The following is a 26,423-nucleotide window of genomic DNA, read 5'->3' as shown; positions in this document are numbered from 1 at the left end:
TTATCAATCTATGTACCAAATTTAACTCATCTATCCTTAAAAATAGGGGATAGGGTCTGTTTCTAACAATAATATTACGAAAAGGGGGTGTATCCATGTCTTAAATTTGTTTTGTGTAGCTACTGACTGTATTTTAGTAGTACCTGCACAGCGTAAATATCAACAAATCAGGAGCTGAAAAAGCGAAACTTTGGCCGGTCTATCCTTAAATAATCCCTTCTTTTAGCAAATCTTGTATGTGTATTATTCCTACATATTTGTCCTCGTTGGTCACCAGCAGTTGAGTGATGTTGTGCGTACGCATAATCGATAAAGCATTCACCGCAAGTTCTAGTTTGTCAATGGATTTTGGGTTTTTCCCCATGATGTCTTTAGCCGTAATGTGAGATAGGTCGTCGTATGACTCTAACATCCTTCTGATATCTCCATCGGTTATGATTCCTATGATGTGTTCTTGCTCGATGACTGCTGTTGCGCCCAGCCTGTCTTGCGTTATTGCAATGATGATTTGCCTTACTGGGGTATCAGCGCCTACCGCAGGTCTACCGTTCAGTTCAGAAAGATCGCCTACTTTTAGATACAGTTGCTTGCCTAATGCACCTCCAGGGTGATATTTTGCAAAGTCACGGTCTGAGAATTCTCGACATTCCTGTAATACTACTGCGAGCGCATCACCCATTACCAACTGTGCAGTAGTGCTGGATGTTGGAGCCAAGTTATTGGGGCAAGCCTCTCGCTTAACCGTGGTGTCTAGGATATAGTCAGCATGTTGCGCAAGGAAGGATGTGGTGTTTCCGACAATAGCCACTAATTTGTTTTCAGATTGTTTTAAGAATGGGACAAGCACTTTGATCTCGGGCGTATTACCACTTTTGGAGATGGCGATGATGAGGTCATTTTGTTGAACAATTCCCAAATCACCGTGTATCGCATCTGCAGCATGCAGGAAGATGGATGGGGTGCCGGTTGAATTGAGTGTAGCCACTATTTTCTGCGCAATAATGGCGCTTTTTCCAATTCCAGTGACGATTACTCGTCCTTTGAGGGCTAATATTTCATGAATAACATCCACAAAATCATCATTGATACGGCCTATTAGATTCTGTACCGATTGTGCTTCAAGTTCGATAGCTTGGACCGCTATGTTTTTAATTTCAGTATTGTTTTTCACAAAAATTATGTCTATTTTTATATGTTCATTATTATACAAAAATAAGTTATTATTTAACTTAAAAAAAGGTTGTAGTCCATCTTATATTTTATTCCCTAATAAATGGAAATAGAAAAATCATTATTTGATAATCTTCAGGATTTTTTTGGTTTTGACACGTTCAAAGGAGATCAGGAGGCCATCATTACTAACGTGCTCAATAAAAAAGACACTTTTGTAATTATGCCCACAGGAGGAGGAAAGTCCATATGTTATCAATTACCCGCACTTATGAGTGAGGGGACGGCTATCGTGATATCACCGCTTATTGCGCTGATGAAAAATCAAGTCGATCAGTTGCGAGCGTTCGGCGGAAGCGATAGTATAGCACATTTTTTAAATTCGTCTCTTAATAAAGGAGAAATCACAAAAGTCAAACAGGATGTGGTCGAAGGCAAAACTAAATTATTGTATGTCGCACCAGAATCTTTATCCAAGGAAGAGAATATCGAATTCCTAAAGCATATTGTCGTTTCTTTCGTTGCTGTTGACGAAGCGCATTGTATTTCAGAATGGGGACACGATTTTAGGCCAGAGTACCGCAAAATAAGACAAATCATCAATGGTATAGGAGAAGGTATTTCCATAATTGCTCTGACGGCTACAGCAACACCCAAAGTGCAGTCGGATATCCGTAAAAATTTACAGATGAACGATGCAACTCTGTTCAAATCTTCCTTCAACCGAACCAATCTCTTTTATGAAGTGCGTCCGAAGCGTAATGTCGTAAAGGAAATAGTTCGTTTTATCAAGAATAACACTGGAAAGACAGGGATTATATATTGTTTGAGTCGCAAAAAAGTAGAAGAAATTGCAGAGGTACTTAATATCAATGGGATTAAAGCACTACCTTACCATGCTGGCTTGGATGCAAAGACAAGGGCTGATACTCAAGATAAGTTCTTGATGGAAGATGTCGAGGTAATTGTTGCTACCATTGCTTTTGGGATGGGAATTGATAAACCTGACGTGCGCTACGTTATTCATCATGATATCCCTAAATCTATGGAAGGGTATTATCAAGAGACAGGACGTGCTGGACGTGACGGAGGAGAAGGCGTATGCGTGACCTTTTATTCTGAAAAAGATATTGAGAAACTGACCAAGTTCATGAAAGATAAGCCGGTTTCGGAGCGTGAAATTGGTACACAAATATTAAAAGAGGTTATCGATTATTCCGAATCAGCGGTATGTCGAAGAAAGCAAATCTTGCATTATTTTGGGGAAAATTTTGACGAAGCGGGGTGTAATAGTATGTGCGACAATTGTCGTACAAAAAAGACTTACTTTGAGGCCGAGGAATCATTGATTATGATTTTGAAATTTATTCAAGAGCAAGGGGGGAAGTTTGACGATCAACACATCATAAATGTCTTGATGGGACAGACCAATCAACCTGTAGCGGCTTATAAACATGATGAACATCCTTTGTTTGGTAAAGGAAAAGAACAAGGAGTAATATACTGGAAATCCGTTATTAGACAGGCAGAATTAGCCAATTTCTTGAAGAAAGATATTGACCACTACGGTTTATTGATGTTGACAGAAGGTGGCCGTCGCTATATTGAGAATCCTTATGCAATTAAGTTTATCTTGAATAGACCTATGGAGAAGGCCGATGAAGACGGTAGTGAAGAGCCTACGCAAGCTGCCAGTGCGTTAGATGCCGAACTTTTGAAGATGCTCAAGGATTTAAGAAAGAAGATTGCCAAGCAAAAATCTTTACCTCCATTTGTTATCTTTCAGGATCCATCACTGGATGAAATGTGTACCTGCTATCCAATTACGATGGATGAAATGAGACAAATCCATGGAGTAGGGTCTGGAAAAGCTCTCAAATTCGGTGCTCCCTTTGTTGAATTGATTAAGCAATATGTTGAAGATCATGGTATCGATCGTCCACAGGATTTGGTTATCAAAAGTACGGCCAACAAGTCTGCTCTGAAAGTATCTATTATCCAAAATATAGATCGTAAGATTGGATTGGATGATATTGCTTCTTCAAAAGGGATTTCTTATGAAGATTTACTAAAGGAGGTGGAATCCATCGTTAATTCAGGTACGAAATTAAATTTGGGTTATTTTGTTGATGAAATGATTGATCAAGATCGTCAGGATGAGGTATATGATTATTTTAGAACGGCGGAGATAGACGCTATCGAAGAGGCTTTGAAAGAGTTAGGAGAGGAAGACTATACTTATGAGGATATTCAATTGATGCGCATTAAGTTTATGTCTGAGCTGGGAAATTAGAGAAATTGAATTTTTATTAGAAGATGATACAGTCATATTTACCGAATATCAAAAATGGACAGTCCGAGAATTTTTTCTTAATGGCGGGTCCTTGTGCAATCGAAGGTGAAGAAATCGCGCTTCGTATTGCTGAAAAAATAGTTACCATAACAGATAAATTGAATATCCCTTATATTTTTAAAGGCTCTTACCGTAAAGCAAACCGCTCACGAGTAGATTCATTTACAGGTATAGGTGATGAAAAAGCGCTTAAGATTCTTGAAAAAGTGGGACAGACGTTTGGTGTACCCACCGTTACAGATATCCATGAAAGTCATGAAGCTGCAATGGCTGCAGCTTATGTTGATGTGTTGCAGATTCCAGCTTTTCTTTGTCGTCAGACTGAGTTACTGGTTGCAGCAGCGGAGACAGGAAAAGTCGTTAACATTAAGAAAGGACAATTTCTTTCGGCAGATTCTATGAAATTTGCAGTAGATAAAGTAAAAGACTCAGGTAATGATAAGGTATTCTTGACCGATCGTGGTAATACATTTGGGTATCAAGATTTGATTGTTGATTTTAGAGGGATTCCTGAGATGAAATCTTTTGATGTACCTACGGTGATGGATTGTACACATTCACTCCAACAACCCAATCAGACATCTGGTGTCACCGGTGGCAAGCCTCAATTAATCGAGACCATTGCCAAAGCTGCAATCGCGGTAGGTGCCGATGGTCTATTTATCGAAACACACCCGGATCCTGCCCATGCTAAGTCTGATGGAGCCAACATGTTGCACTTAGATTTATTGGAGGGGTTATTGACCAAACTGGTCCGTATTAGGCAGGCGATCTTATAGAAAAAAGATTATAAAAAAGGCTGGATTTTAATTCAGCCTTTTTTATAATCTTTTTTCTAGTTTAGCAAGGATTGAAAAGGAAAGGGATGCTTAGGCTCAAAATAATTCCAAAGTAGATTAGATATCCTCCGAGTCAGATTCTCGGCTTCATTGGTTTGTTCCCAGCTTCTATCTAGGTTATTTTTCGTAAAGATGCTAAATACATAGTCTCCGCTTGGAGCATTCACCAGTACTACTTCACTTCTGACATCATCCAACGAGCCGCTTTTGGAAGCGGTTTTTATATGGGCAGGGACTTGGGATAGTGATCGTTCATTATAAAATACATTTCCTAAGACACGGTACATTTTGTCCGATATGGAAGGGCTGATGACCTGTCCCTCGCGAATCATGATCAATAGACTGGCCATTTCTCTTGGGGTGGTATTGCCCCATCCATATTCTTTCCATGCAGCCTCGCGACCGGGAGTTCGGGAATTGACTTTCGTATTTTTCAATCCTAGCTTATCCATGATGTTGTTGATTTTTGTTCCTTCGGCCAATTCTTGACACCATATGGAAGTTATGTTGTCACTGTAGCTGATCATTAGTGACGCCATGGTTGCGAGGTCCGTTTCTACACTGTCTTTAAAAAACTGCATGAGACCTGATCCTCCATATATTCGATCTTTGCGATATATGAATTTTTGTTTGTACTTAAGTTCGCCATTATTTATCTTATCGAATAGGCCAACAAGTATCGGGACTTTCACTATACTTGCCGTTGGAAATATTTCATCAGCATGAATAGCAACCTCTTTGTCGCTATTTATTTTTTTGACATATATGCCTACCTCGCCTTTGAACTCGGCAATTGCTTCTGTCAATTTCTTGGTGAGTTTATCGTCGTTTTTCTGAGCAAGTGTTGGAATGGAGATGCTCAAAAAGCCGAGAAGTACTAAAGTAAGGTAGGTTTTCATGGTTGGATTTTAATTTTCGTTTCGTAATTAGATGTAATTTGCAAAATTATTTTCTAACATTACGTATACAATACTTAATTACTGTATCTATCCTGCAGTGCTATCTAATGAATAAACGTGAGTGTGCCGACCTTGAAAAAGAAGGCTATCTAAATGTTAAGAGCAATATGGAGTTTTTAAAGAAGTGCCGTTCTCGGATGAGGTGGCTTATCGGCGAGAATGATGAAACTGCGCTTGAAATGAGAATTTTTAATGCAATGTGCTTATTAGGGATTATTATAACTTTTTATAATATACCCTTTAATTTTATTGTCGGATTAAAGGTCACAGCCTTCATATTCATCTTAATTACAGGATTCTTGAGTTTTCTTTACTACCTCTCTAGGTTTAAAAGCCAATACAAATATAGTGTCTTGGCATGTGGAGTATTACTCAACGTGTTATTTGCTATCAACTACTTTTATGCAGATGGTGTGTCAGGAGCTTCTCTATTGTCTTTCACGCTGCTAATTTTTTTAATTATTATCATTTCTCCAAAGAGGTTGTATATATTTTGGGTTTTGCTTATATTTTTAACGGTCTGGATTATCATGATGTACGAATATCTATATCCCGAATCAGTGCTGCATACCTATAGCAATGTCCAGAAGACGATTATCGATATGGGCTCTACAGTCTCCATTAATATCATCGTCATTGCTTTATCGTTGATCTATCTGAAGAAAGAATATTACCGCGAGAGGCTTAAATCAAATCGGAATACAGTAGCATTGAAGGACCTCAATGATAAGAAGACAAAATTATTTTCAGTGCTTTCGCATGATATTCAAACACCACTCCATTCAATTAATGCTTACTTAGAAATCATTAAATCGGATTCCATCACTGATCAAGAACGTAAACTGATGGAGAGTTTACTTTCTTCTTCAGTATACAACATACAGGAGATGCTTTCTAATATATTACATTGGTCAAAGGGCCAGCTTCATCAGGGAGAGATTCTTCTTGACTATCAGAACATAAGTGTCACAGTAGGAGAGACTTTTGATTTGTTCAGGCAGGAGGCAGCACGCAAAGGTATTCGGTACATCTCCAATATAGATGATCATGTTAAAGCAACAGTCAACATCGGTATGCTCAGGATTATCATTCGCAATTTAATCGCGAACGCTCTGAAATTTACGGAAAGGGGAGGTACTGTCCAACTTTCGCTGGTCGATGGGCCCAGTGGCGCATTGATTGAAGTAAAAGATAATGGACAAGGCATGGGAGAAGAAAAGTATAGTCAACTATTTTCGTTAGATATTGGTCCTACCTATGGTACTTCAAATGAAAAAGGAGTAGGATTAGGTCTTTATCTATGTAAACAATATACTGTTGAGCAGAATGGAGAAATATGGTTCAACAGTAGGCTTGGAGAAGGCAGCAGCTTTTTCGTTAGGTTTCCATATAGATAGATTTTAATCTTTTTTAGCTATTATTACATAGAAAGCTGTTGAAAAAAGATTTTCAAAAATATTCTTAATCAGTATTAACGATGAAGACGATGAAATTATTTATGATTCTCTTAGGCTGTAAGCCTGTAGGTAGACAGGTGGAGCAGCATGATATTTACTTTGGTATTGCCGCGACATTGCCCGAACTCGTACCGGCTATGGAAAATTTTTGGAAGGAAGCCAATGGAAAGATGCATGTTGATGTTTGGCGGGAAGTAAACTACGTAGATGGTTATGAAATCAGTGTCAGTTCATATACAGTATCGCCTGAGAAAAGACGGTGGAAATTGTTCTTTGTGAATTTAGGCGGGTATAAGCCTGACCAATTTGACGAATTTCATTATAAACAATTGGTCGTAGCAGAGGAAATAGCAGAAGCGATAGCACAAGCCAAAAAAACTGTGTTTTGGAAGCACCATATCTCTTCCCACATCGATGATAAATACGGCTTAGATGTTGATGATGTCTACGATGTGGAAGATTTGTTATCCGATGATTTTAAATCAAAATACCAATTGAACATCCGTCCAACTGTACAACAGGATGCGGACTCGCTACACATTGGCTATCTTAAATTTTCAAAATTGATGAACGACGAATGTTGAATTTGCTTATGTAGCACTTGTCATCAATAGACGTGATAAAGCCCTTCCTATGAACTAAGAAGGGCTTTATTGTGTACGGTTATTTGCCTTGCTCTAAATTATCCTTGTTTAGGAAGACAAATTGACCGTCAAATACATCTAATTGTATCACGGTATCACGAGCTACCCTGCCAGACAGTATTTCTTTGGATAGTTCATTGAGAATCCGTTTTTGAATCACACGCTTCAAAGGCCTAGCTCCATATGTTGGATCGTATCCCAACTGAGCCAACCAATCCAGGGCTTCGTCTGTCGCCGATATAAAGATATTTTGTTCCGCTAGTTGATGCCTTACCTTATTGAATTGTAGACGTACGATGTCTCCAATCTCTTCTCGGCTTAATGGCGTAAACATAATCACTTCGTCTATCCTGTTGAGAAACTCCGGTCGGATTGACTTTTGAAGAAGATCAAAAACCTCACTTCTTGTTCTCGCAATAACTTCCTCCCTATTTTCATCATTAAGACTTGAAAAGTTCTCTTGTATAATATGCGAACCAGTATTGGATGTCATGATGATGATGGTGTTCTTGAAGTTTACCACCCGGCCCTTGTTATCAGTTAGATGCCCGTCATCTAATACCTGAAGCAAGATGTTAAATACATCCGGGTGTGCTTTCTCAATTTCATCCAATAGTACTACCGAGTATGGACGACGTCTCACAGCCTCTGTCAATTGTCCACCTTCATCATAGCCTACATATCCTGGAGGCGCTCCAATAAGTCTAGATACGGCATGTCTCTCTTGATACTCCGACATGTCGATACGAATCATAGCTTGTTCGTCATCAAAGAGAAACTCTGCTAAGGCTTTCGCCAATTCAGTCTTACCTACTCCTGTCGTGCCTAAGAAGATGAATGATCCAATTGGACGTTTGGCATCACTTAGTCCAGCTCGTGATCTACGAATCGCATCAGAGATTGCTTCGATGGCTTCATGTTGCCCTGCCACTCTTTTATGTAGCTCTTCTTCAAGAGTAAGCAACTTTTCGCGTTCAGATTGAACCATTTTATTCACAGGTATTCCAGTCCAGCGAGACACTACATCAGCAATGTCTTCAGAGGTAACCTCCTCTTTAAGCATGCGGCTACTTGCTTGCTTCTCCGCCAATTCGGTCTTGAGGACCTCTACTTTATCCTGGGCTTCTTTGATCTTACCATATCGTAGTTCGGCAACCTTACCGTAATCTCCCGCTCGTTCGGCCTGCGCTGCTTCCAGTTTGTAGTTCTCGATATTTGCAATTTCTTGATTGACTCGGTCCACCAATGACTTTTCTGACTGCCAAGCTGCTTTTAACGAGTCTCGCTCCACAGATAGATTAGCAATAGTTTCCGACAGCTCATTCACTTTTCTTTCGTCATGTTCTCTTTTGATCGCTTCTCGTTCAATCTCCAATTGCATAATGCGACGTTCCAATTCGTCCACAGCCTCGGGTACCGAATCCATTTCCAGGCGCAGTTTAGATGCCGCTTCATCAATCAGGTCAATCGCTTTATCCGGAAGAAATCGATCTGTAATATACCGTTGGGAGAGCTCTACTGCTGCAATTATTGATTCATCCAAAATCCTGACCTTGTGGTGGGTTTCGTATCTTTCCTTTAACCCCCGTAAGATGGAAATTGCATCTTGGGTATCTGGCTCTCCCACCATTACCTTTTGAAAACGACGCTCTAACGCTTTATCCTTCTCGAAGTATTTTTGATACTCGTTTAGTGTAGTGGCGCCTATCGCTCGTAATTCACCACGGGCTAATGCTGGTTTCAAAATGTTGGCAGCATCCATTGCACCTTCTCCACCTCCTGCGCCCACTAATGTGTGGATTTCGTCGATAAATAGAATAATATCACCATCACTATCAGTCACCTCTTTCACTACGGCTTTTAAGCGCTCTTCAAATTCTCCCTTATATTTAGCACCGGCAATCAATGCCCCCATATCCAAGGAGAATACCGTCTTCGATTTTAGATTTTCTGGTGCATCTCCTTTGATGATTCGGTGAGCAATTCCTTCAGCTATAGCAGTTTTACCTACGCCTGGTTCACCTACTAAGATGGGGTTGTTCTTTGTGCGCCTTGACAATATTTGCATCACTCTACGAATTTCTTCATCTCGCCCGATTACGGGATCCAATTTGCCCGACTCGGCAAATTCGTTAAGATTACGGGCATATTTATTAAGGGCGTTGAAGGTGGCTTCCGCATTTTGATCGGTCACTCTATTATTTCCCCTCAGTTCCTTAATTGCCAATTTTAAATCTTTCTCATTGACGCCTTGATCTTTTAGTAATGAAGCCGCTTTGTTACTGCTGGTCAATATACCCAATAGCACATGTTCAATCGAGATAAATTCATCGTTGAATTCCTTTAAAAACGACTGTGCTTTTTGGAGCACCGTGTTTGCATCGCTACTTAAGTACACGTTGCTGCCACTTACTTTTGGATAGGCTTGTATCTGTTTGTCGACCTCACTTTCTAAATAAGAGATGTTGACGTTTAGTTTTTTTAACAAATGGCCAATGATGTTTTCATCAACGGTCAACAAGGCTTTAAGGATATGGGTCGGCTCAATCGCTTGCTGTTGATTACCAGAAGCGATTTCAGAAGCCTTTTGTATGGCTTCCTGTGCTTTGATTGTATAGTTATTAAAGTTCATGTTCTAATTGATTTTTCTATAAAGACAACAATCATTATGCCTTTGCGGTTTTTGAGTTTTTTTCGGAAAAAATGTCGCTAATAATTAAAAAATAAAGACATAATTACAGTTTAATCTCAATCGACCTGAAATTATGTCCAAATTAATCTCGTTGGTTTTCAGATATTTGCTCCTAGTACGAGGAGAAAATAGTTGATGTTTTTGCAAAACACAATTTTGATAGCGATATTTGCCTCACCAAAAAACAAGGATATACTTGTTTGAAAAGCCTCCTTAGCTCAGCTGGTAGAGCAACTGACTTGTAATCAGTAGGTCATTGGTTCGATTCCGATAGGAGGCTCCCGAAGGTTCGGTCATTTTATGATCGAACCTTTTTTTAAGCATATCTTCTAGGCTACCAATACCTTTATCTGAAATCATTGTGGGAAATAGCATTTTTTGTAAAAGCACAGTACTATTTAAGTGACGGCCTACTAATGCCTCACCTCATAGGCGTAAATGGTATTTCAGTTCATTACCGATGCTTCATCTACATCCAGTTCTTTTTAATCCAAATAAATACTTTTGATCTCACTCTGTTTTTGACTATTACAACTCGCTTTAAATTTGTATTGTGAGCGATTCTTAAGCCAGGTGTGATGTTTATTCTTCGTTCTTTGCGCATTCTGTGCCATCTGCCACGATTTGGAGCGATAGCGGTACATAATACCTCCAAAAAACATAATGAAAGTATAACCAAAAGAGGCATGAAAATATTATCGGAAAAATTTTGACGGGCTTTAAGGAATGTTTGGTACAATATTTATACATATAGCAGTCGTTAGTTATACAATAATATCTTCTGTATGGATAGATACATTTTTACCAGTTTTTTTTTAGTCCTAATTGCCTTTTCCCTAGAGAGTTGCTCGTCTATGTATATGCCCAATGTCCCCGCAACGCCGATGTTTACAAAGCAAGGAGAAGGCTATTTGTCGGGACATATCAATCTTAAAGGTAATATCAGTGGAAATGCAGGTGTTGCTATTACTAAGCACATCGGTTTTATTGCAAATGGATCCTATGTCAACAACAAAAGACAGAATGAAGAGTTTAAGCAATACCTTTATGAAGGTGGGATAGGATATTTTACTCCTTTGGGTAAATCAAAGCGGCAGGTTTTTGAGGTATATGCGGGATATGGTATAGGTAATACCTTGGAGACCGATTTACGTTCCTCAACTTCAGGAATGATACCCGTTGAAGTGAGGGATATGGATTTCGAAAAAATGTTTGTACAGGTCAATTACTCCTCTATAAAAAAAGATAAAATCAACCTCTTTGGTGCTAGAAGAGAATTGAATTACGGTACTGCCATTCGTCTAAGTAGGATTGCGATGAAAGATTTTTCAATAGATAATGTTGCTGCTCCCCAAGAAGATAATATCTTTGTTGAGCCAGTTTTCTTTACACGTTTGGCTTTAAATAAAAATTGGCAGCTTCAATATACCACCGGCTTTAATATCGGTGTGGTGAGCAATGAATATTTGAAAGCAGGAAATGCTGTATTTACCCTTGGCGTGAGTTATAATTTTGGGAAAAATAAGAAATGATGAATAGAATTAAAGGTTTGGTAATTTGCCTACTCGTATTGTTGACGGTGGGTTGCGGCGTGAATCGTCAAAAAAGGGAAATCGAAAATCTGAGTAAATGTAAGTATGAATTGGAGTCGATTGATAGTTTGAGATTGGCAGGAGCTAATTTCAAGCAAGTATTTAAGGATGGAGAGGTGGATTTATCCGCACTTCCTGGATTAGCGATCGCGATGCTTAGAAAAGATGTGCCTATGGATGCCAACGTCCGTTTAAAGGTTACGAATCCAACAGGGAAGAAAGCTGCCATTAATAAGTTTCAATATAAGATTGCATTTCAAAATACAGATTTGGCAGAAGGAGAGGTAATTCAAAAATTAGATATAGCTCCAAATGAGTCGGCTATAGTGCCGATTAAAATTCGAACAAATTTGTACGAATCCATGAAAGGCGCGGGAATTCAAGATTTTATCCAATCACTATCTAGGAATCAAGATTCAAAGGGTGTGTTGACCTTAAAGATTAAACCTGCTATAACGATTGCTGGACAAACTTTTTATTATCCAGGTTACATTACCATTGATAAAGAAGTAAGTCGTAAGCTGTTGTTCTAAGCGGGACGCTACACTGTCATTCTTTGATTACAATAAAATCTACTTGTGCTGCAAGAAAGTATGGATTCAAATAGATGTCGAATCACGGACTTTTTTGCAGTAAAGTGAACATACTGTGTAGTATTGAATAGATTTTTATTTTGTTTTTCTACCAAAGGTGTAACCTGTTGTCCACTCGATGTAGTCAGCCTTTCCCATATGCGCTTTAATCGACACGCCCATATTTAGGTTTTTATAAACATAATAACGTGCTCCCGCTCTCAAGTACACTTTTTTTATCTCGCCGTTGAATGCATTTCTATGCAGATAGTAGCCCACATTGCCGTTCAATACCAGTCTTTCGTTCAGGACATGGGCAAGATAAAATGCGGGACCACCTGAAAGTACCGAACCCAGTTTACCTTTTTCATCACCCGCAATTTCCACAGCATTACCCGATGCCGAATAAAATAGGTCAAAGCCAGCTCCTATACGCCATTTATAGGACACATGCCTGCTCATATATGCGCCTAATGTGGATTTGTAATAACGTTTATCACTTTCTTTGTCCACTTGTTTTACACCACCAGCAATATTTATATGGTATAAAAAGCTACTTTCGAACGGAGGGACTTCGACTCTCGAAAAATCTACATTTTTGGGATTGGGAGTATAGGAAAGAGATGCGGTAATAGGGAGTAAGTTTACACCCTTATTTGGTAATCTCAGTGCACCATTGGAAAAGTGATGAAATGCCGCTCCGATACCCACATCGAATTTTTCGTGCAATTTATACTTTGCTCGAAATCCCAAATCTATAAAAACATTGTTTTTAGAGCCAATTACTAGATTAAGTGGATTTTTCTCCTCATCATAAGGTTTGAAATTTCCAGATAGTCCTAGTGCAATTCGATACTCATAAGACCAACGCCTATTTTCCTTTGGGTGTATTGGCACGAGGATAAATCCATATATCGCATATGGACTTCCTAATACATTGGTTTTAAATGTACTGGTGTAGGCTCCGATGCCGTATATGGGGTAATTGTATAATTGATGATAAACATCTTTGGACTTTTGGGTCTGCCAGCCCACCCTCAGATTGAAGCCACTGTAGTAGGCATCCTCGAAAGTCGTATTTCTAATATCCTTTTCTGCTAATATTCCACCGTTTTCGGCTTCAATCTCTATTACTATCGGGTTTCTCACCTTACGGACAGATACACTATCGGTAGATCCAGCGTATTGGATCTCTTGCGCCATAGCAAAAGTGCTAATGGTGTACAAAATAAAAAGTGTAAAAATATTTTTCAATCTCCTAGTAAATTATAAAAGTAAGCGCCCAATGTTGTTGTCGTGCAAAAATATGTATTTTATCTGAAATAGACTTTTGATTGACGAAATATTAAGCCGCCATTTCATCCCTTGGTTAAATGTAAGAGAGATTAGCAGGTAATCACAAAGAAAATTACCTTTGCAAATAAAAGCTAAAGTTATTTTGGTAAATTTTGTTTTGATAATCATCTGTATGGGAGCCGGGTATGCTTTAAGGCAGACCAAGCTCATCCATCAGGAGGCGCACAAAGGAATCAACACGTGGGTACTCTATCTCGCTCTGCCCGCAGTATCTTTTAAATATTTACCCCACATCTCTTGGGGGCAAGATATGGTGTTCCCAGTATTTAGCCCTTTTATCGTATTGTTAGGTAGTATCATTTGCTTTCGTGTAGTAGGTTTTTTTAAACAATACACGACTAAGACCAAGCTTACGTTGATACTAGTCTCTGGGTTTAGTAATACCTCTTTCGTAGGGTTTCCATTGGTCGCCAGTTTCTTTGGTGAGCAGTATCTTGCTATCGCTATTATTTGTGATCAGGCCACCTTTTTTTTATTGTCAACCTTAGGCGTCTACATCGCTGGGCGGGAAGGTCGAAATTCGTCATTAGCTGTGCGAGTACGTGAGGCAGGGAGACGCTTGCTTACTTTTCCACCCTTTATCGGATGCGTTTGTGCTTTGTCATTACCGCATTTCATTGATATGAAGCCTTTAGACCCTTTGTTTGATAAGCTTGCTGCTACCGTTTCTCCACTAGCCTTATTCTCGGTTGGATTACAGTTAACATTCAAAGGGTGGAAGGAAGAGATCCAAAGTATTTCCCTATCGCTGTTATATAAACTTTTGATCGCACCCGTATTGGTCTTAGGTTTCGTTTTTTTTATGAAAGGAGAGAATGCTTACGGTGTCGTCAGTATTTTCGAAATGTCTATGCCTTGCTTGGTTTCGACAAGTATACTTATTGATCAATTCAAGTTGGACAGTAAAATTGCCAATCTAACCATAGGTGTCAGTATAATAATTGGTCTATTGACATCTACTGTTTGGTTCTATATCCTACAGTATTTATTTGATTTTTAATGCTCCAAAAGTCTGTAACAGATTTGTTATGGCCTGTGTGTGTGTAATAAGTACAATTAGTGTAACTTTATTCTTCGGAAAAAGTAAGTTTTGAGGTTTTTCCAAATTAATTTAAGCCTAGAATCTGTCTAGTTATTTCTTTGTAGTCATATGCGAATATTGTTATCATTAGGACTTTTAATGTGTGCGTCCTACGGGAGTGCACAAACTAAATTTGAAAAATACACCCAAGATGTAAAGGGAACTAAGTTGAATTTTACAATGGAAGCGATTCCAGGAGGGACCTTTAAACAAGGCAGTGCCAACGGGAAGGAGGACGAGATGCCTGTACATGAGGTGAAGATTAATCCTTTTTGGATGAGTACATTTGAAGTAACCTGGGATCTCTATGAACCTTTCGTCTATAAAGACTACGAAATAAGTAATTCCAATGATGGTAAGGTGAGTGCAGAGGTCGATGCAGTGACGCGACCTACTAAGCCATATTTAGATATGACGTTCGGAATGGGCAAGGAAGGGCACCCTGCTTTGGCCATGACCCATTACAATGCCATTCAATTCTGTAAATGGCTTTACGTCAGGACCGGAGTTTTCTTTAGATTGCCTACTGAAGCCGAATGGGAGTACGCCAGTCGTGCAGGTAGTACTGATGATTATTACTTTGGAAATGATGCCGCCCAATTGGATCAATATGCATGGTATAAGGCCAATAGCAACGAACAAACGCAAAAGGTAGGGCTTAAAAAGCCTAATAAATGGGGACTCTATGATATGTTGGGGAATGTTGCCGAGTGGACATACGATCAGTATGATGCTCAATTTTATAAGCAATTTGCGGGAAAGAAAGCGGACAATCCAGTAAATATCCCTACAAAACTCTACCCACATAGTGTACGCGGAGGTGCCTTCGATAGTGAAGCTAAGGATTTAAGATCGGCTTCTCGTATGGCCTCCGATCCAAGTTGGAAGCAACTCGATCCTCAAATTCCGAAATCCAATTGGTGGTTTCCTGAAGCTCCTTTTGTAGGTTTACGTCTTGTAAGGCCGCAGACAGTTCCTTCTCATGCTGAGATTATGGCTTATTATGATAAAGCCCCAATTAAAGATTTTTAAAACTCAACCAAATAAACTTTTTGTATAAAATGAATAACAATTTTCAACGTAGGGATTTTTTAAAGGCCAGTGCTGCGATAGCAGGTACTGCAGCCTTGGGGTCTATGCCTATTTCTGATGTCTTTGCAGCAGGCAGCGATATTATCAAAGTTGCCTTGATTGGCTGTGGCGGTCGTGGTACTGGAGCTGCTTTCGATGCTTTTGCTTCCGGGCAAAATATAAAATTGGTAGCAATGGCAGATGCTTTTAAAGACAATTTGGATTCCACATATAATACTTTAAAAGAGAAGTTCCAAGATAAGATCGACATTCCAGAGAGTCGCAAATATGTTGGATTTGATGGATACAAATCTGCTATTAAGGATGCTGACGTCGTTATTTTGACCACGCCTCCAGGATTTCGTCCGATACATTTTGAAGAGGCGGTAAAACAGGGTAAACATGTGTTTATGGAAAAGCCTGTTGCTACCGATATCCCCGGAATCCGCAGAGTGTTAGCAGCTGCTGCTGAAGCAAAACGTAAAAAATTGAATGTTGTAGTTGGTTTACAACGGAGATACCAGACGAATTATAGAGAGGTAATCAAACGCATCCAGGATGGTGCAATCGGTGATGTGGTTTCTGGACAGGTTTATTGGAATAGTGGTGGTGTATGGGTGAGACCACGTAAGCCAGAGATGACAGAAATGGAATATCAAATGCGTAACTGGTATTATTTCAATTGGTTGTGTGGTGATCATATCGTGGAGCAACATGTGCACAACATTGATATTGCAAATTGGGTGAAAGGTGCATATCCTGTATCTATCCAAGGGACAGGAAGCCAAGCTTATCGCAAAGGAAAAGATTATGGTGAGATTTATGATAATTTTGCTGTTGAATTGACTTATGGAGACGGTTCAGTTGTATATAGTCAATGTCGTCATTTCGAGGGTATTGCGAATAGAGTGGACGAGACATTTCAGGCTACCAAAGGAAGGACATATCTTTCAGCTGGTGGGCAAGGTGTCATTTGGGATGCCAATGGTAAGGAAATCTATCGTCATGATGCTAAAGGAAATCCTAATCCTTATCAACAAGAACATAAAGAACTATTTGAAGCAATCTCTAAAGGAGAATACAAGTTTGACAATGCTGAGTACGGTGCCTATAGTACATTAACGGGTATAATTGGCCGTATAGCATGTTACACGGGCAAAGTAATCAAATGGGATGCGGCATTGGAATCCACTGTCGATCTTCAACCCGCTACATACGCTTGGGATGCAAAGCCTAAAATTCTGCCTAATGCAGACGGCCTATATCCTGAAGCCATTCCAGGGCAGAATACCAACCTTTATATCTAAGTTGTCTTCATGAGATTTTCATGGATAACTCTATTCTTTTGCTTTATTGGCTGTTCGGCGTTATGTGCCCAACAGCCAAATAAAGTGAGTCCTGAAAGGAGAGTTATCGACGGAAGAGCACAAGGTACTACCTATCATATCGTATATTATTCCGACAAGCAGATGGAAAAGTCTGCGATAGACAGTATATTGAATGACATTGATTTGTCTATGTCTATCTATAATAATCAATCACTTATTTCTAGGTTCAATCAATCTGATGTCCAAGAAGTGGATATGGATGTACATATGAAGAATGTGATTGCTGCATCTTTTAAATATCATAAGCTATCCAAAGGTCAGTTTGATATTACGGTCGCACCTTTGGTCCAATTGTGGGGCTTTGGACCCAAGCGTATATCCTCTTTACCAGATTCCATACAGATTCAAAATGCATTAAAGGATGTTGGAATGCATCAATTGAAAGTGAAAGGTAGACGTCTTATCAAGTCCAATCCTCGCGTCACGATCGACCTTAATGGTATTGCCCAAGGGTACTCTGTTGATGTTCTTGCCGCATATCTCATGGATAGAGGGATTAAGAGTTTTGTTGTGGAATTAGGCGGAGAACTACGGATTCAAGGGGTCAAGCCTGATGGAGATAGTATGAAGGTCGGTATCGAAAGACCTGTAATGAATGACGGCAAAATGAGCTTAAAGCAAGATGTTATAACAGTCTCGTCAGGAGCAATTACAACAGCCGGTAATTTTGAGAAATTTTTGATGGACAAAGGTCGTAAGATTACCCATCATATCGATCCTCGCACAGGATACTCTTATCTTTCCAATATGGTGAGCGTTACGGTCTATGCACCAAGTGCTATGGACGGTGATGCATTGGATAATATTTTTATGGCCATGAGCCCGAAAGAAGCACTAGCTTTTGCGGATAAGAGAAAAAATGTTGATATTTATGTAATTTATAATAACCAAAACGGGGAGATTGAAGAAGCGCACACCAAAGGCTTTGATAAACTCTTTCGCGTAAACCAAAATCTAAACTAACAGTATGAAACGAAGTAATTTCTTAAAAAGTGCTGCTGTGTTATCAGGAGCTTTACTCACTAATAATATGTTACGGGCTTCAGAAAATGAAGCCAAATCGTCAGAAAGTGTCTCGAACGCATTGAAGGGCGAAACTTTTAAATTAAACTATGCTCCACATCAGGGGATGTTTAGTACTTCAGCCGGAAAAAATTTCTTAGATGAAATCAAATATATGCACGATTTGGGGTTTCGCGGTCTGGAAGACAATGGAATGCCTGGTAGGTCGGTAGATGAGCAGAAAAAGGCCGGCGAACTTTTGGCCAAGTTAGGAATGACTATGGGTGTTTTTGTTGTGCCAAAAGGTGGGAATGGTGCCAACACCCTGGCGGCAGGAAAACAAGAGCATGTCGATATCTTCTTGAAAGGCTGTCGTGAATCTGTCGAAATCGCTAAGCGTGTAGGTGCTAAGTGGGTGACAGTAGTACCCGGGGATTATGAAAGACGTCTTCCAATTGGCGTCCAGACAGCCAATGTCATTGAAGGATTGAAGCGTGGTGCTGAAATCTTTGAACCGCATGGCATCACGATGGTGCTCGAACCATTGAGTGACACACCCGACCTGTTTTTGAGATATACCGACCAGACTTATGAAATATGTAAAGCAGTAGGCAGTCCATCATGTAAGATATTATATGATGCTTATCATCAACAAAAAAATGAGGGCAACCTTATTAATTTGATGAACCAATGCTGGAGCGAGATTGCCTATGTACAGGTAGGAGACAATCCTGGCCGTAATGAGCCAACAACAGGAGAAGTCAATTATAAAAATGTATTTAAGTGGCTATACAACAAAGGATATAAAGGTATAGTCGGTATGGAGCATGGTATGTCTAAAGGTGGTAAAGCTGGTGAAGACGCTTTGCTAGCTGCATATCGTGAAGTAGACAGCTTTGCTGTGTAACTTTTTTAAGTGTGTATTCTGTACAATATAATATTTTTTTATAAATTGCTTTTAGTTTTAAATCAACATCGATTTTCTATAAACCATTTTTATGACAACAGGAATAAGAATTAAACTTTCTTTTATGATGTTTCTCGAATTTTTTATTTGGGGAGCATGGTTTGTTACGTTGGGTACTTTTCTTAGTAAAGGCTTGAATGCAACAGGGCTGGAGAGCGCCAATGTGTTTTCTACGCAATCTTGGGGTGCTATTGTAGCACCGTTTATTATCGGCATGATAGCCGATCGTTTCTTTAATGCAGAACGAATATTAGGAGTGTTGCACATTGTGGGGGCGGTTTTAATGTACCAAATGTACAAATCAACGTCTGTTAGCGAGTTTTATCCTTACGTTTTGGGATATATGCTTCTTTATATGCCAACGCTTTCTTTAGTCAACTCTGTTTCTTTCCGTCAAATGAAAAACCCGGAAAAGGAATTTTCAAGTATCCGTATCTGGGGTACAATAGGCTGGATAGTTGCTGGTTTGGCAATTAGCTACCTGTTCAAATGGGATGCAGCTGATGGATTGCTTCAAAATACATTTCTAATGGCTGGAGTCGCTTCATTAGTGTTAGGTGTATTCAGCTTTATGCTGCCTAAGACGCCACCAGTGAAAGTCAGCAATGATGGAAAGGCCTCTATTAGTCAAATTCTGGGCTTAGATGCCGTTAAATTGTTAAAGGATAGAAATTTCCTGCTTTTCTTTATCTCGTCGATTTTGATTTGTATTCCATTAGCTTTTTACTATCAGAATGCCAACGTCTTCCTAAGTGAGATTAACCTTGAAAATCCAACAGGGAAAATGACGATAGGACAGATTTCCGAAGTCTTGTTCCTACTCTTGTTACCCGTGTTCTTTACTCGTTTCGGTTTCAAGAAAACCATTTTAGTAGGTATGCTTGCTTGGGCAGCACGTTACCTCTTGTTTGCTTATGGCAATGCAGGTGATTTGACTTTCATGCTGATTTTGGGTATTGCACTACATGGGGTATGTTATGATTTCTTCTTTGTATCCGGTCAGATTTATACCGATGCAAAGGCGGGGGTAAAGTATAAGAGCGCTGCTCAAGGATTGATCACACTTGCCACATATGGTGTTGGCCAATTGATTGGATTTTGGGTAGCTGGATACGTAAGCGACATGTATTTGGATATTAAATCCACTGATATCGCCTTATTCTGGAACAAGGTATGGGTGATTCCTGCCGTTATTGCAGTAGTAGTCTTCTTTTTCTTCTTGATTTTTTTCAAGGACGAGAAAGTCGAAAACACGAATGAAACAGAAACTATTTAAAATAAACAATAACTAATTTAAGAGAAGAGATATGGCAGATAATGTTTATGATGCAATTGTCATCGGTTCTGGAATCAGTGGCGGCTGGGCTGCAAAGGAACTAACCGAAAAAGGTCTCAAAACAATTGTACTGGAGCGCGGACGTAATATTGAGCACATCAAAGATTACCCATCGCCCAATAAGAATTCTTGGGATTTTCCGCATAGGGGTGGACGTACTCAACAGATGATCAAAGATTACCCCGTACTGAGTCGCGATTATCCCTTGAATGAGAAAAACCTAGACTATTGGGTCAACGAAAAAGAAAGCCCGTATACAGAGGTCAAACGATTTGATTGGTATCGTGGTTACCACGTAGGTGGACGTTCCCTTATGTGGGGAAGACAGAGTTATCGTTTTTCAGATTTAGATTTCGAAGCCAATGCCAAAGATGGACATGGTACCGATTGGCCTATACGCTACAAAGATATTGCGCCTTGGTACAGCTACGCTGAGAAATTTGCAGGTATATCTGGTAATAGAGATGGACTAGACGTATTGCCCGACGGTGATTTTATGCCTGCCATGGAGATGAATATCGTGGAAAAGGATTTGGCTGCTCGGTTGAAAGGCCAGTATGGTGGCAAACGTCATTTTATAATGGGAAGAACTGCAAATCTTACGGTTCCTCATCATGATCGTGTGAACTGCCAATATCAAAATCAATGTTGGTTAGGTTGTAACTTTGGGGCATATTTTAGTACCCAATCTGCGACTTTACCAGCAGCTGTCAAGACAGGTAACCTTACCTTAAGACCATTTTCAATCGTAAAAAATATCATCTACGATAAAGATACCAAGAAAGCAAAAGGTGTTGAGATTGTGGATGCAGAAACAAATAAGACCTACGAGTACTTCGCAAAAGTAATTTTTGTCTGTGCTTCCGCATTGAATTCTACATGGGTGTTGATGAACTCAGCAACAGATGTATGGGAAGGTGGATTGGGAAGTAGCAGTGGTCAATTGGGACATAATCTGATGGATCACCATTTCCGTTGTGGTGCAGGTGGTTCCGTTGAAGGTTATGAAGATAAGTATACCTTTGGTAGAAGACCCAATGGTATTTACGTTCCTCGCTTTGTCAACGTCGATGGAGATACCAAGAAACGCGATTATGTACGTGGTTTTGGATACCAAGGTGGTGCCAGTCGCGGACGTTGGTCAGGAGAAGTTGCGGAAATGAATGTGGGTGGTGATTGGAAAGATGCTATCCTTGAACCAGGCGGCTGGAATATTGGTTTTACGGCCTTCGGAGAGATATTGCCTTATCATGAGAATAAGGTTACATTAGATAAGACAGCAAAAGATAAATGGGGATTACCTGTACTTTCGTTCGATGTAGAGATCAGAGATAACGAGATTAAGATGCGTAAAGACATGCAGGAGGAGATGAAGGATATGTTGGAAACGATTGGCGTCAAAGATGTGTATACTTATGACAATGTCTATGGCTTTGGTCAAGGTATTCATGAGATGGGTACTGCACGTATGGGTACCGATCCTAAGAATTCTGTTTTAAATGGTAATAACCAAGTCTGGGATGCCAAGAATGTGTTTGTTACAGATGGTGCTGCAATGACTTCGGGTGCTTGTGTCAACCCTTCTCTTACTTATATGGCATTAACAGCTCGTGCCGTCGATTTTGCAGTTAGTGAGCTGAAAAAAGGTAACCTATAACCAAAACGAAAACTAAACATTATGAACAACGATAACAGTAAGTCTAGAAGAGACTTTATTAAATCCGCTGCAACAGCAGCAGCAGCTTTTATGATTGTGCCACGCCATGTACTTGGTGGAACAGGTTTTATCGCGCCAAGTGATAAATTGCAAATTGCAGGTATTGGTGTTGGCGGTAAAGGGTCTAGTGATATAGCCTCTTTCTACGCCAGTGGTAAAGCAGAGATAGCCTACCTTTGTGATGTAGATGATAGAAGAGCTGCCGGATCTGTTAAGAAATTCCCGAAGGCAAAGTATTATAAAGATTACAGAGAGATGTTGGACAAAGAGCACAAGCATATTGACGCTGTGTCCATATCCACACCTGATCACAATCATGCGATTCAATCGTTGGCTGCGATGCAGTTGGGTAAGCACGTATACGTACAGAAACCATTGACACATGATGTGTGGGAAGCTCGCGCATTGACCGATGCTGCAAAAAAATATAAAGTTGTCACCCAAATGGGTAATCAAGGAGCATCTAATGATGGACCTAGACAGATTCGTGAATGGTATGAAGCTGGTATTATCGGAGACGTACATACTGTATATTGTTGGACAGATAGACCTGTATGGCCTTCAGGTATTCCTTGGCCTACCGGCAAAGGAGAAATTCCAAAGGAACTGGATTGGGATCTATGGTTAGGGACAGCTCCTCAAAAAGATTATATCGAAAAATTAGTTCCATTCAACTGGAGAGGTTGGTGGGATTACGGTACAGGAGCTTTGGGTGATATGGGATGCCACTTATTGGAGGTCCCTTTCAGCACATTAGGTTTGACATATGTTCAAGATGTTCAAGCAAGTGTCGGGACGGTATATGTAGATGAGTTCAAAAGAGGATATTTCCCAGAAAGCTGTCCTCCATCAAGTCATGCGACATTGACATTCCCTAAAGGTACGCGCACCAAACTACCTGTTACTTTACATTGGATGGACGGTGGTATCCAACCTCCAAGACCTGATGAATTGGGTGCTAATGAAATCTTTGGCGATGGTGGCAACGGTATCTTATTGGTCGGTACCAAAGGAAAGATTCTAGCCGATACATATGGCGACAATGCTCGCTTGCTACCGACAAGCCGAGTGGAGCAGGTGGCTCAAAAATACGAAAGAGTACCAGGAGCTGCGAGTGGACATTACGGACAATGGGTAGAGGCATGTCTTGCTGGATACGGAAAAAAAGAAGTCAGTGCACCTTTCGAGATTTCCGGACCATTGACTGAAGCTTTATTGATGGCCAATTTGGCCATTCGCGGAGCCGATATGAAAATAGATGGTAAATATCCAGGACGTAATTTGAAATTGTTGTGGGACAATAATCAAATGAAAGTAACCAACTTCGATGCTGTCAATCAATTTGTGAAGAGACAGTACCGTACAGGTTGGGATATAAATTACAAATTTTAATTTTACGTTTTACTACGATAAAAAGATATGAATAGAAGAGAAGCATTACAAAGGGTTGCCTTCATAATGGGGGGAGCCGTGATCGGAGCCAATCTTTTCTTGGAAGGTTGTAGCCGTTCTGCATCCAAAGATGTGGAGGCGCTTTTTACAAAAGAATCGACAGATTTTTTAGGTGACCTTGCGGAAGCAATTCTCCCAAAAACAAGTACTCCAGGTGCGAAAGAAGCAGGAGTGGGTGACTTCATTCCGGTGATGATTAGGGACTGTTATAATGAAGCACATCAAAAAGCTTTCTTAGAAGGAATTAATGGTGTGGACGATCGCGCTAAAAAAGATTTCGGGAAGAAATTTCAGGAATTGAGCAAAGAAGATCAAACCAAATTTGTCAATACTCTGGACAAAGAGGCTGGCGAATTTAATAAAAAACAGGACGAAGAGACAAAGGAGAAACGTGAGAAAGAAGCACTCAAGCAAAATGAGATGTATCGCGTTCCAGAGAGTCTCCCTCCACATTGGTTCACAATGTTCAAACAGTTGACACTTACAGGATTTTTTAGTTCGGAGCTAGGGTCTACAAAGGCACTTCGCTACGTCAAAATTCCAGGTAAATACGATGGTAACTATCCTTATAAAAAGGGTGAACACGCTTGGGCGTTATAGTTAAATGAACATACTAATGAATAATAGAAAAAGGGGTTTTACACCCCTTTTTCTATTTTAGTTCGATTTGCATCAGAAAACTTATTTTTTCATCTTTCTTTATTTTGAAGAAGATTTCATTGTCCGTATGTGAACTCGATATCTCCACCCAATCGTCATACCGCAGTTCCCGGAGATAATTCATTTCTAGTGCTCGGATATTATTCTCTAGTACCAATTCAGGTTTTAAGGTATCTAGGCACCATTCCATATATTTGACATTGTTTACATGTTTAACTATATCCAGATCAGATAATACCACTTGATGATTTTTTACGACAGCGGTATCTCTCTGTATATCCAGTCGAGAGAAAGGTTTCGAGGTAGCTATTTGTAAGGGGTAGGTTTCAAATCCGACTGTAGGTATTGCCAAGTCTTCGGACGTTCTTTTAAGTGTATTAATTACCGCCCAATATGTCGTAGCCGTGAGGTAGCGTTTTCCTTTTCTCCACACCTCAAAATTGCGAATTGAGCGGGCACCCTGAAACTCCTGTATCCACGTCTTGATGGTGATATGGTCTAGCCATTTTGGGAGTTCCTCTACTTCCATTCGGATTCGGCTTAGCACCCACGCTTGGTTGTTATTGGCCATTTCAAAAAAACCGAAACCAGCTGCAATTGCATGCTCTCCCGCTGTAATCTGCAGCATATTGCTGATTTCCGAAAACTTGATCAATCCATTTGCATAACAGTGAGTAAAGTTCACTTCCCAGTCTTTTTCGTAAGTCGAAGGTCTTTCTTGTGTTGCCATGTAATCAAAGATAAGCGAAATGTCACAAAATCTTAATCTCTTGATCAAAACACATCGTGTAAACGAAAAAATGCGAATTGCTATTGTTTATCTATTAAACAATATTTAAATTTAGCTTAGCGGATACAAAAGGAAATAAAAAGTTCGTTTGTACCTTATGAGAGGGTTCTTAAAATATACTTAAAACTAATGACTATGATGATTGGAGAATTAATAGCGAAAGAAGAATTGCCGAAATATAAGATTATACCTGCCGATGAAGATCATTCCGATCTATTGAAAGATAAACTTGAGGGAGCATTGCGGTTGGGAAATGCATTCAAATCTAAAACAACTATTGTGTTTCAGACTGTAGACGGACCAAAACGTATCGAGACCACCGTATGGTCTGTGACCGATCGGTACCTACAGATAAAGAGTGGTGTATTGATTCCTCTGAAATCGATAATCGAAATAGCTTATTAAAAAGTGCTGAGTCATCAGCATTTTTTTTTGTCCTACTTCCTTGATTATTAGCCGTGTGTTCCTAATGTCGTTTACTCAGAGTATCGCGCTCCGAGGTAGTTTGGAAGCAGTTGCTGACCCAATAATAGTTGTGCTTTCTAAATAAAGGAGAAAACCGTTAAGATTTTAATTTTGGGAAATGATATCGGGAGTTCGTGTACTGGTTTCGATAAAATGATTAAACTATGATAGGTTCTTAGTACCATTCATTGTAAATTTGTGTTCAGAATAAAACCGTAGAGACAAATCAAGATGTAAATGATTGGGTACGTAACAACGAACTCGATAATACAATGGAAGCTAACATTCACTATTAAATAAATGAAAAAGACGTATTTTAATAAGGCGATGCTGTTGTTCGAACTCTTCAAGAATCACAAAATCAATGCTGGAGATTTAGATATGGCTGAGAATAAGGCCAGTTATTTAGATGGAAAGGTTGACGAGTTCAAACTCCTCATTGCAATGTGTAAAGATGTATTTGCAGGACGTTATCATATGAATAAGTGGAATATGTCGGTCATCATTGCTACAATTGTGTATGTTATATCCCCCTTAGACGCCGTGCCAGACGTGCTACCTGTTGTAGGTTGGTTGGATGATGTGACTATCGTGGGCTATGCTGTAGCCAAGCTCTCTGAGGAAATCAAGAAATACAAACTATTTAAACAGCGTCCTGTGACAGCTTGATGCTCGTGGCTTCCAACTGCCGTGCATTCATCATCCTTCTTCTCATTAGGATGATTTTTTTTATTGTCCAATTCTTTGGAAGATGTTAAGTTTTGAACGGTGCATCCCCCTTTTTGTGGAAAAAATGTATGGGTAGCTGTATGGCATATTCCAAAGTCGTGCCCCGCAGAATCGGGTTACAAACATCAGAA

22 protein-coding genes and 1 tRNA gene are annotated in these 26,423 nt (G+C 39.7%); 18 read left to right on the top strand and 5 right to left on the bottom strand.

The window, feature by feature from the left end:
• Positions 1-205: 205 nt before the first annotated feature.
• Positions 206-1,171 (bottom strand): KpsF/GutQ family sugar-phosphate isomerase, encoded by a 966-nt coding sequence (locus OQ289_RS14350; protein WP_270087548.1) that lies wholly within the window; start codon positions 1,169-1,171, stop codon positions 206-208.
• 102 nt (positions 1,172-1,273) lie between these two features.
• Between OQ289_RS14350 and recQ the strand changes: the two genes are divergently transcribed.
• Both recQ and kdsA read left to right on the top strand, forming a co-directional pair.
• Positions 1,274-3,463, top strand: coding sequence for a DNA helicase RecQ (gene recQ / locus OQ289_RS14345; RefSeq protein WP_270087547.1), 2,190 nt, complete (start codon positions 1,274-1,276; stop codon positions 3,461-3,463).
• A gap of 23 nt (positions 3,464-3,486) precedes the next feature.
• On the top strand, positions 3,487-4,302 hold the full coding sequence (kdsA, locus tag OQ289_RS14340) for a 3-deoxy-8-phosphooctulonate synthase (RefSeq protein WP_270087546.1): 816 nt from the start codon (positions 3,487-3,489) through the stop codon (positions 4,300-4,302).
• 56 nt (positions 4,303-4,358) lie between these two features.
• Here kdsA and OQ289_RS14335 read toward each other — a convergent pair whose 3' ends face one another.
• Positions 4,359-5,261 carry a serine hydrolase gene (locus OQ289_RS14335; RefSeq protein ID WP_270087544.1) on the bottom strand — a complete coding sequence of 301 codons (903 nt, stop codon included), beginning with the start codon at positions 5,259-5,261 and terminating at the stop codon, positions 4,359-4,361.
• A 107-nt stretch (positions 5,262-5,368) separates the two neighbouring features.
• Between OQ289_RS14335 and OQ289_RS14330 the strand changes: the two genes are divergently transcribed.
• Entirely contained in the window at positions 5,369-6,718 is a 1,350-nt protein-coding gene (locus OQ289_RS14330) for an ATP-binding protein (protein ID WP_270087543.1), read from the top strand.
• A gap of 89 nt (positions 6,719-6,807) precedes the next feature.
• A complete protein-coding gene (locus tag OQ289_RS14325) occupies positions 6,808-7,362 on the top strand; it encodes a DUF1543 domain-containing protein (protein WP_270087542.1) in 555 nt (184 codons plus the stop codon).
• A 79-nt stretch (positions 7,363-7,441) separates the two neighbouring features.
• Here OQ289_RS14325 and clpB read toward each other — a convergent pair whose 3' ends face one another.
• Complete coding sequence (gene clpB, locus OQ289_RS14320) at positions 7,442-10,054, bottom strand: ATP-dependent chaperone ClpB (protein WP_270087541.1); 2,613 nt, start codon at positions 10,052-10,054, stop codon at positions 7,442-7,444.
• A gap of 267 nt (positions 10,055-10,321) precedes the next feature.
• Between clpB and OQ289_RS14315 the strand changes: the two genes are divergently transcribed.
• From OQ289_RS14315 to OQ289_RS14305, 3 genes are all read left to right on the top strand, one after another.
• Positions 10,322-10,394: transfer RNA gene (locus OQ289_RS14315), tRNA-Thr, on the top strand.
• A 505-nt stretch (positions 10,395-10,899) separates the two neighbouring features.
• Positions 10,900-11,646, top strand: coding sequence for a hypothetical protein (locus OQ289_RS14310; protein ID WP_270087540.1), 747 nt, complete (start codon positions 10,900-10,902; stop codon positions 11,644-11,646).
• Entirely contained in the window at positions 11,643-12,239 is a 597-nt protein-coding gene (locus OQ289_RS14305; protein WP_270087539.1) for a hypothetical protein, read from the top strand. The genes OQ289_RS14310 and OQ289_RS14305 overlap by 4 nt, the downstream gene beginning before the upstream one ends.
• 135 nt (positions 12,240-12,374) lie before the next feature.
• Here OQ289_RS14305 and OQ289_RS14300 read toward each other — a convergent pair whose 3' ends face one another.
• On the bottom strand, positions 12,375-13,481 hold the full coding sequence (locus OQ289_RS14300; protein WP_270087538.1) for an acyloxyacyl hydrolase: 1,107 nt from the start codon (positions 13,479-13,481) through the stop codon (positions 12,375-12,377).
• A 235-nt stretch (positions 13,482-13,716) separates the two neighbouring features.
• Here OQ289_RS14300 and OQ289_RS14295 point away from each other — a divergent pair, with 235 nt between their 5' ends.
• The 9 genes from OQ289_RS14295 to OQ289_RS14255 all read left to right on the top strand — a co-directional run bounded on the left by OQ289_RS14295 (position 13,717) and on the right by OQ289_RS14255 (position 24,248).
• Complete coding sequence (locus OQ289_RS14295) at positions 13,717-14,634, top strand: AEC family transporter (protein WP_270087537.1); 918 nt, start codon at positions 13,717-13,719, stop codon at positions 14,632-14,634.
• A gap of 150 nt (positions 14,635-14,784) precedes the next feature.
• Positions 14,785-15,747 carry a formylglycine-generating enzyme family protein gene (locus OQ289_RS14290; RefSeq protein ID WP_270087536.1) on the top strand — a complete coding sequence of 321 codons (963 nt, stop codon included), beginning with the start codon at positions 14,785-14,787 and terminating at the stop codon, positions 15,745-15,747.
• Positions 15,748-15,776: 29 nt separating this feature from the next.
• The gene (locus OQ289_RS14285) at positions 15,777-17,093 is read left to right on the top strand and encodes a Gfo/Idh/MocA family protein (RefSeq protein ID WP_270087535.1); all 1,317 of its coding nucleotides are present in this window, start codon (positions 15,777-15,779) and stop codon (positions 17,091-17,093) included.
• 9 nt (positions 17,094-17,102) lie between these two features.
• On the top strand, positions 17,103-18,137 hold the full coding sequence (locus OQ289_RS14280; protein WP_270087534.1) for an FAD:protein FMN transferase: 1,035 nt from the start codon (positions 17,103-17,105) through the stop codon (positions 18,135-18,137).
• Between the two features lie 4 nt (positions 18,138-18,141).
• Entirely contained in the window at positions 18,142-19,083 is a 942-nt protein-coding gene (locus tag OQ289_RS14275; RefSeq protein ID WP_270087533.1) for a hydroxypyruvate isomerase family protein, read from the top strand.
• A gap of 91 nt (positions 19,084-19,174) precedes the next feature.
• Complete coding sequence (locus OQ289_RS14270; RefSeq protein WP_270087532.1) at positions 19,175-20,419, top strand: MFS transporter; 1,245 nt, start codon at positions 19,175-19,177, stop codon at positions 20,417-20,419.
• A gap of 31 nt (positions 20,420-20,450) precedes the next feature.
• Complete coding sequence (locus tag OQ289_RS14265) at positions 20,451-22,136, top strand: GMC oxidoreductase (RefSeq protein ID WP_270087531.1); 1,686 nt, start codon at positions 20,451-20,453, stop codon at positions 22,134-22,136.
• Between the two features lie 21 nt (positions 22,137-22,157).
• Positions 22,158-23,588 carry a Gfo/Idh/MocA family protein gene (locus OQ289_RS14260; RefSeq protein ID WP_033562902.1) on the top strand — a complete coding sequence of 477 codons (1,431 nt, stop codon included), beginning with the start codon at positions 22,158-22,160 and terminating at the stop codon, positions 23,586-23,588.
• Positions 23,589-23,615: 27 nt separating this feature from the next.
• Entirely contained in the window at positions 23,616-24,248 is a 633-nt protein-coding gene (locus OQ289_RS14255; protein WP_270087530.1) for a gluconate 2-dehydrogenase subunit 3 family protein, read from the top strand.
• A gap of 52 nt (positions 24,249-24,300) precedes the next feature.
• Here the strand turns inward: OQ289_RS14255 and OQ289_RS14250 are convergent, their stop codons facing one another.
• Complete coding sequence (locus tag OQ289_RS14250; RefSeq protein WP_270087529.1) at positions 24,301-25,038, bottom strand: acyl-[acyl-carrier-protein] thioesterase; 738 nt, start codon at positions 25,036-25,038, stop codon at positions 24,301-24,303.
• 195 nt (positions 25,039-25,233) lie between these two features.
• Between OQ289_RS14250 and OQ289_RS14245 the strand changes: the two genes are divergently transcribed.
• The gene (locus OQ289_RS14245) at positions 25,234-25,503 is read left to right on the top strand and encodes a hypothetical protein (protein WP_033563240.1); all 270 of its coding nucleotides are present in this window, start codon (positions 25,234-25,236) and stop codon (positions 25,501-25,503) included.
• A gap of 360 nt (positions 25,504-25,863) precedes the next feature.
• The gene (locus OQ289_RS14240) at positions 25,864-26,232 is read left to right on the top strand and encodes a YkvA family protein (protein WP_270087528.1); all 369 of its coding nucleotides are present in this window, start codon (positions 25,864-25,866) and stop codon (positions 26,230-26,232) included.
• Positions 26,233-26,423: the final 191 nt, after the last annotated feature.

Source organism: Sphingobacterium sp. SYP-B4668 (assembly GCF_027627455.1).
Lineage (GTDB): Bacteria > Bacteroidota > Bacteroidia > Sphingobacteriales > Sphingobacteriaceae > Sphingobacterium.
The sequence above is the reverse complement of the archived record's forward strand: the minus strand, read 5'-3'. Positions and strand labels throughout refer to the sequence as shown.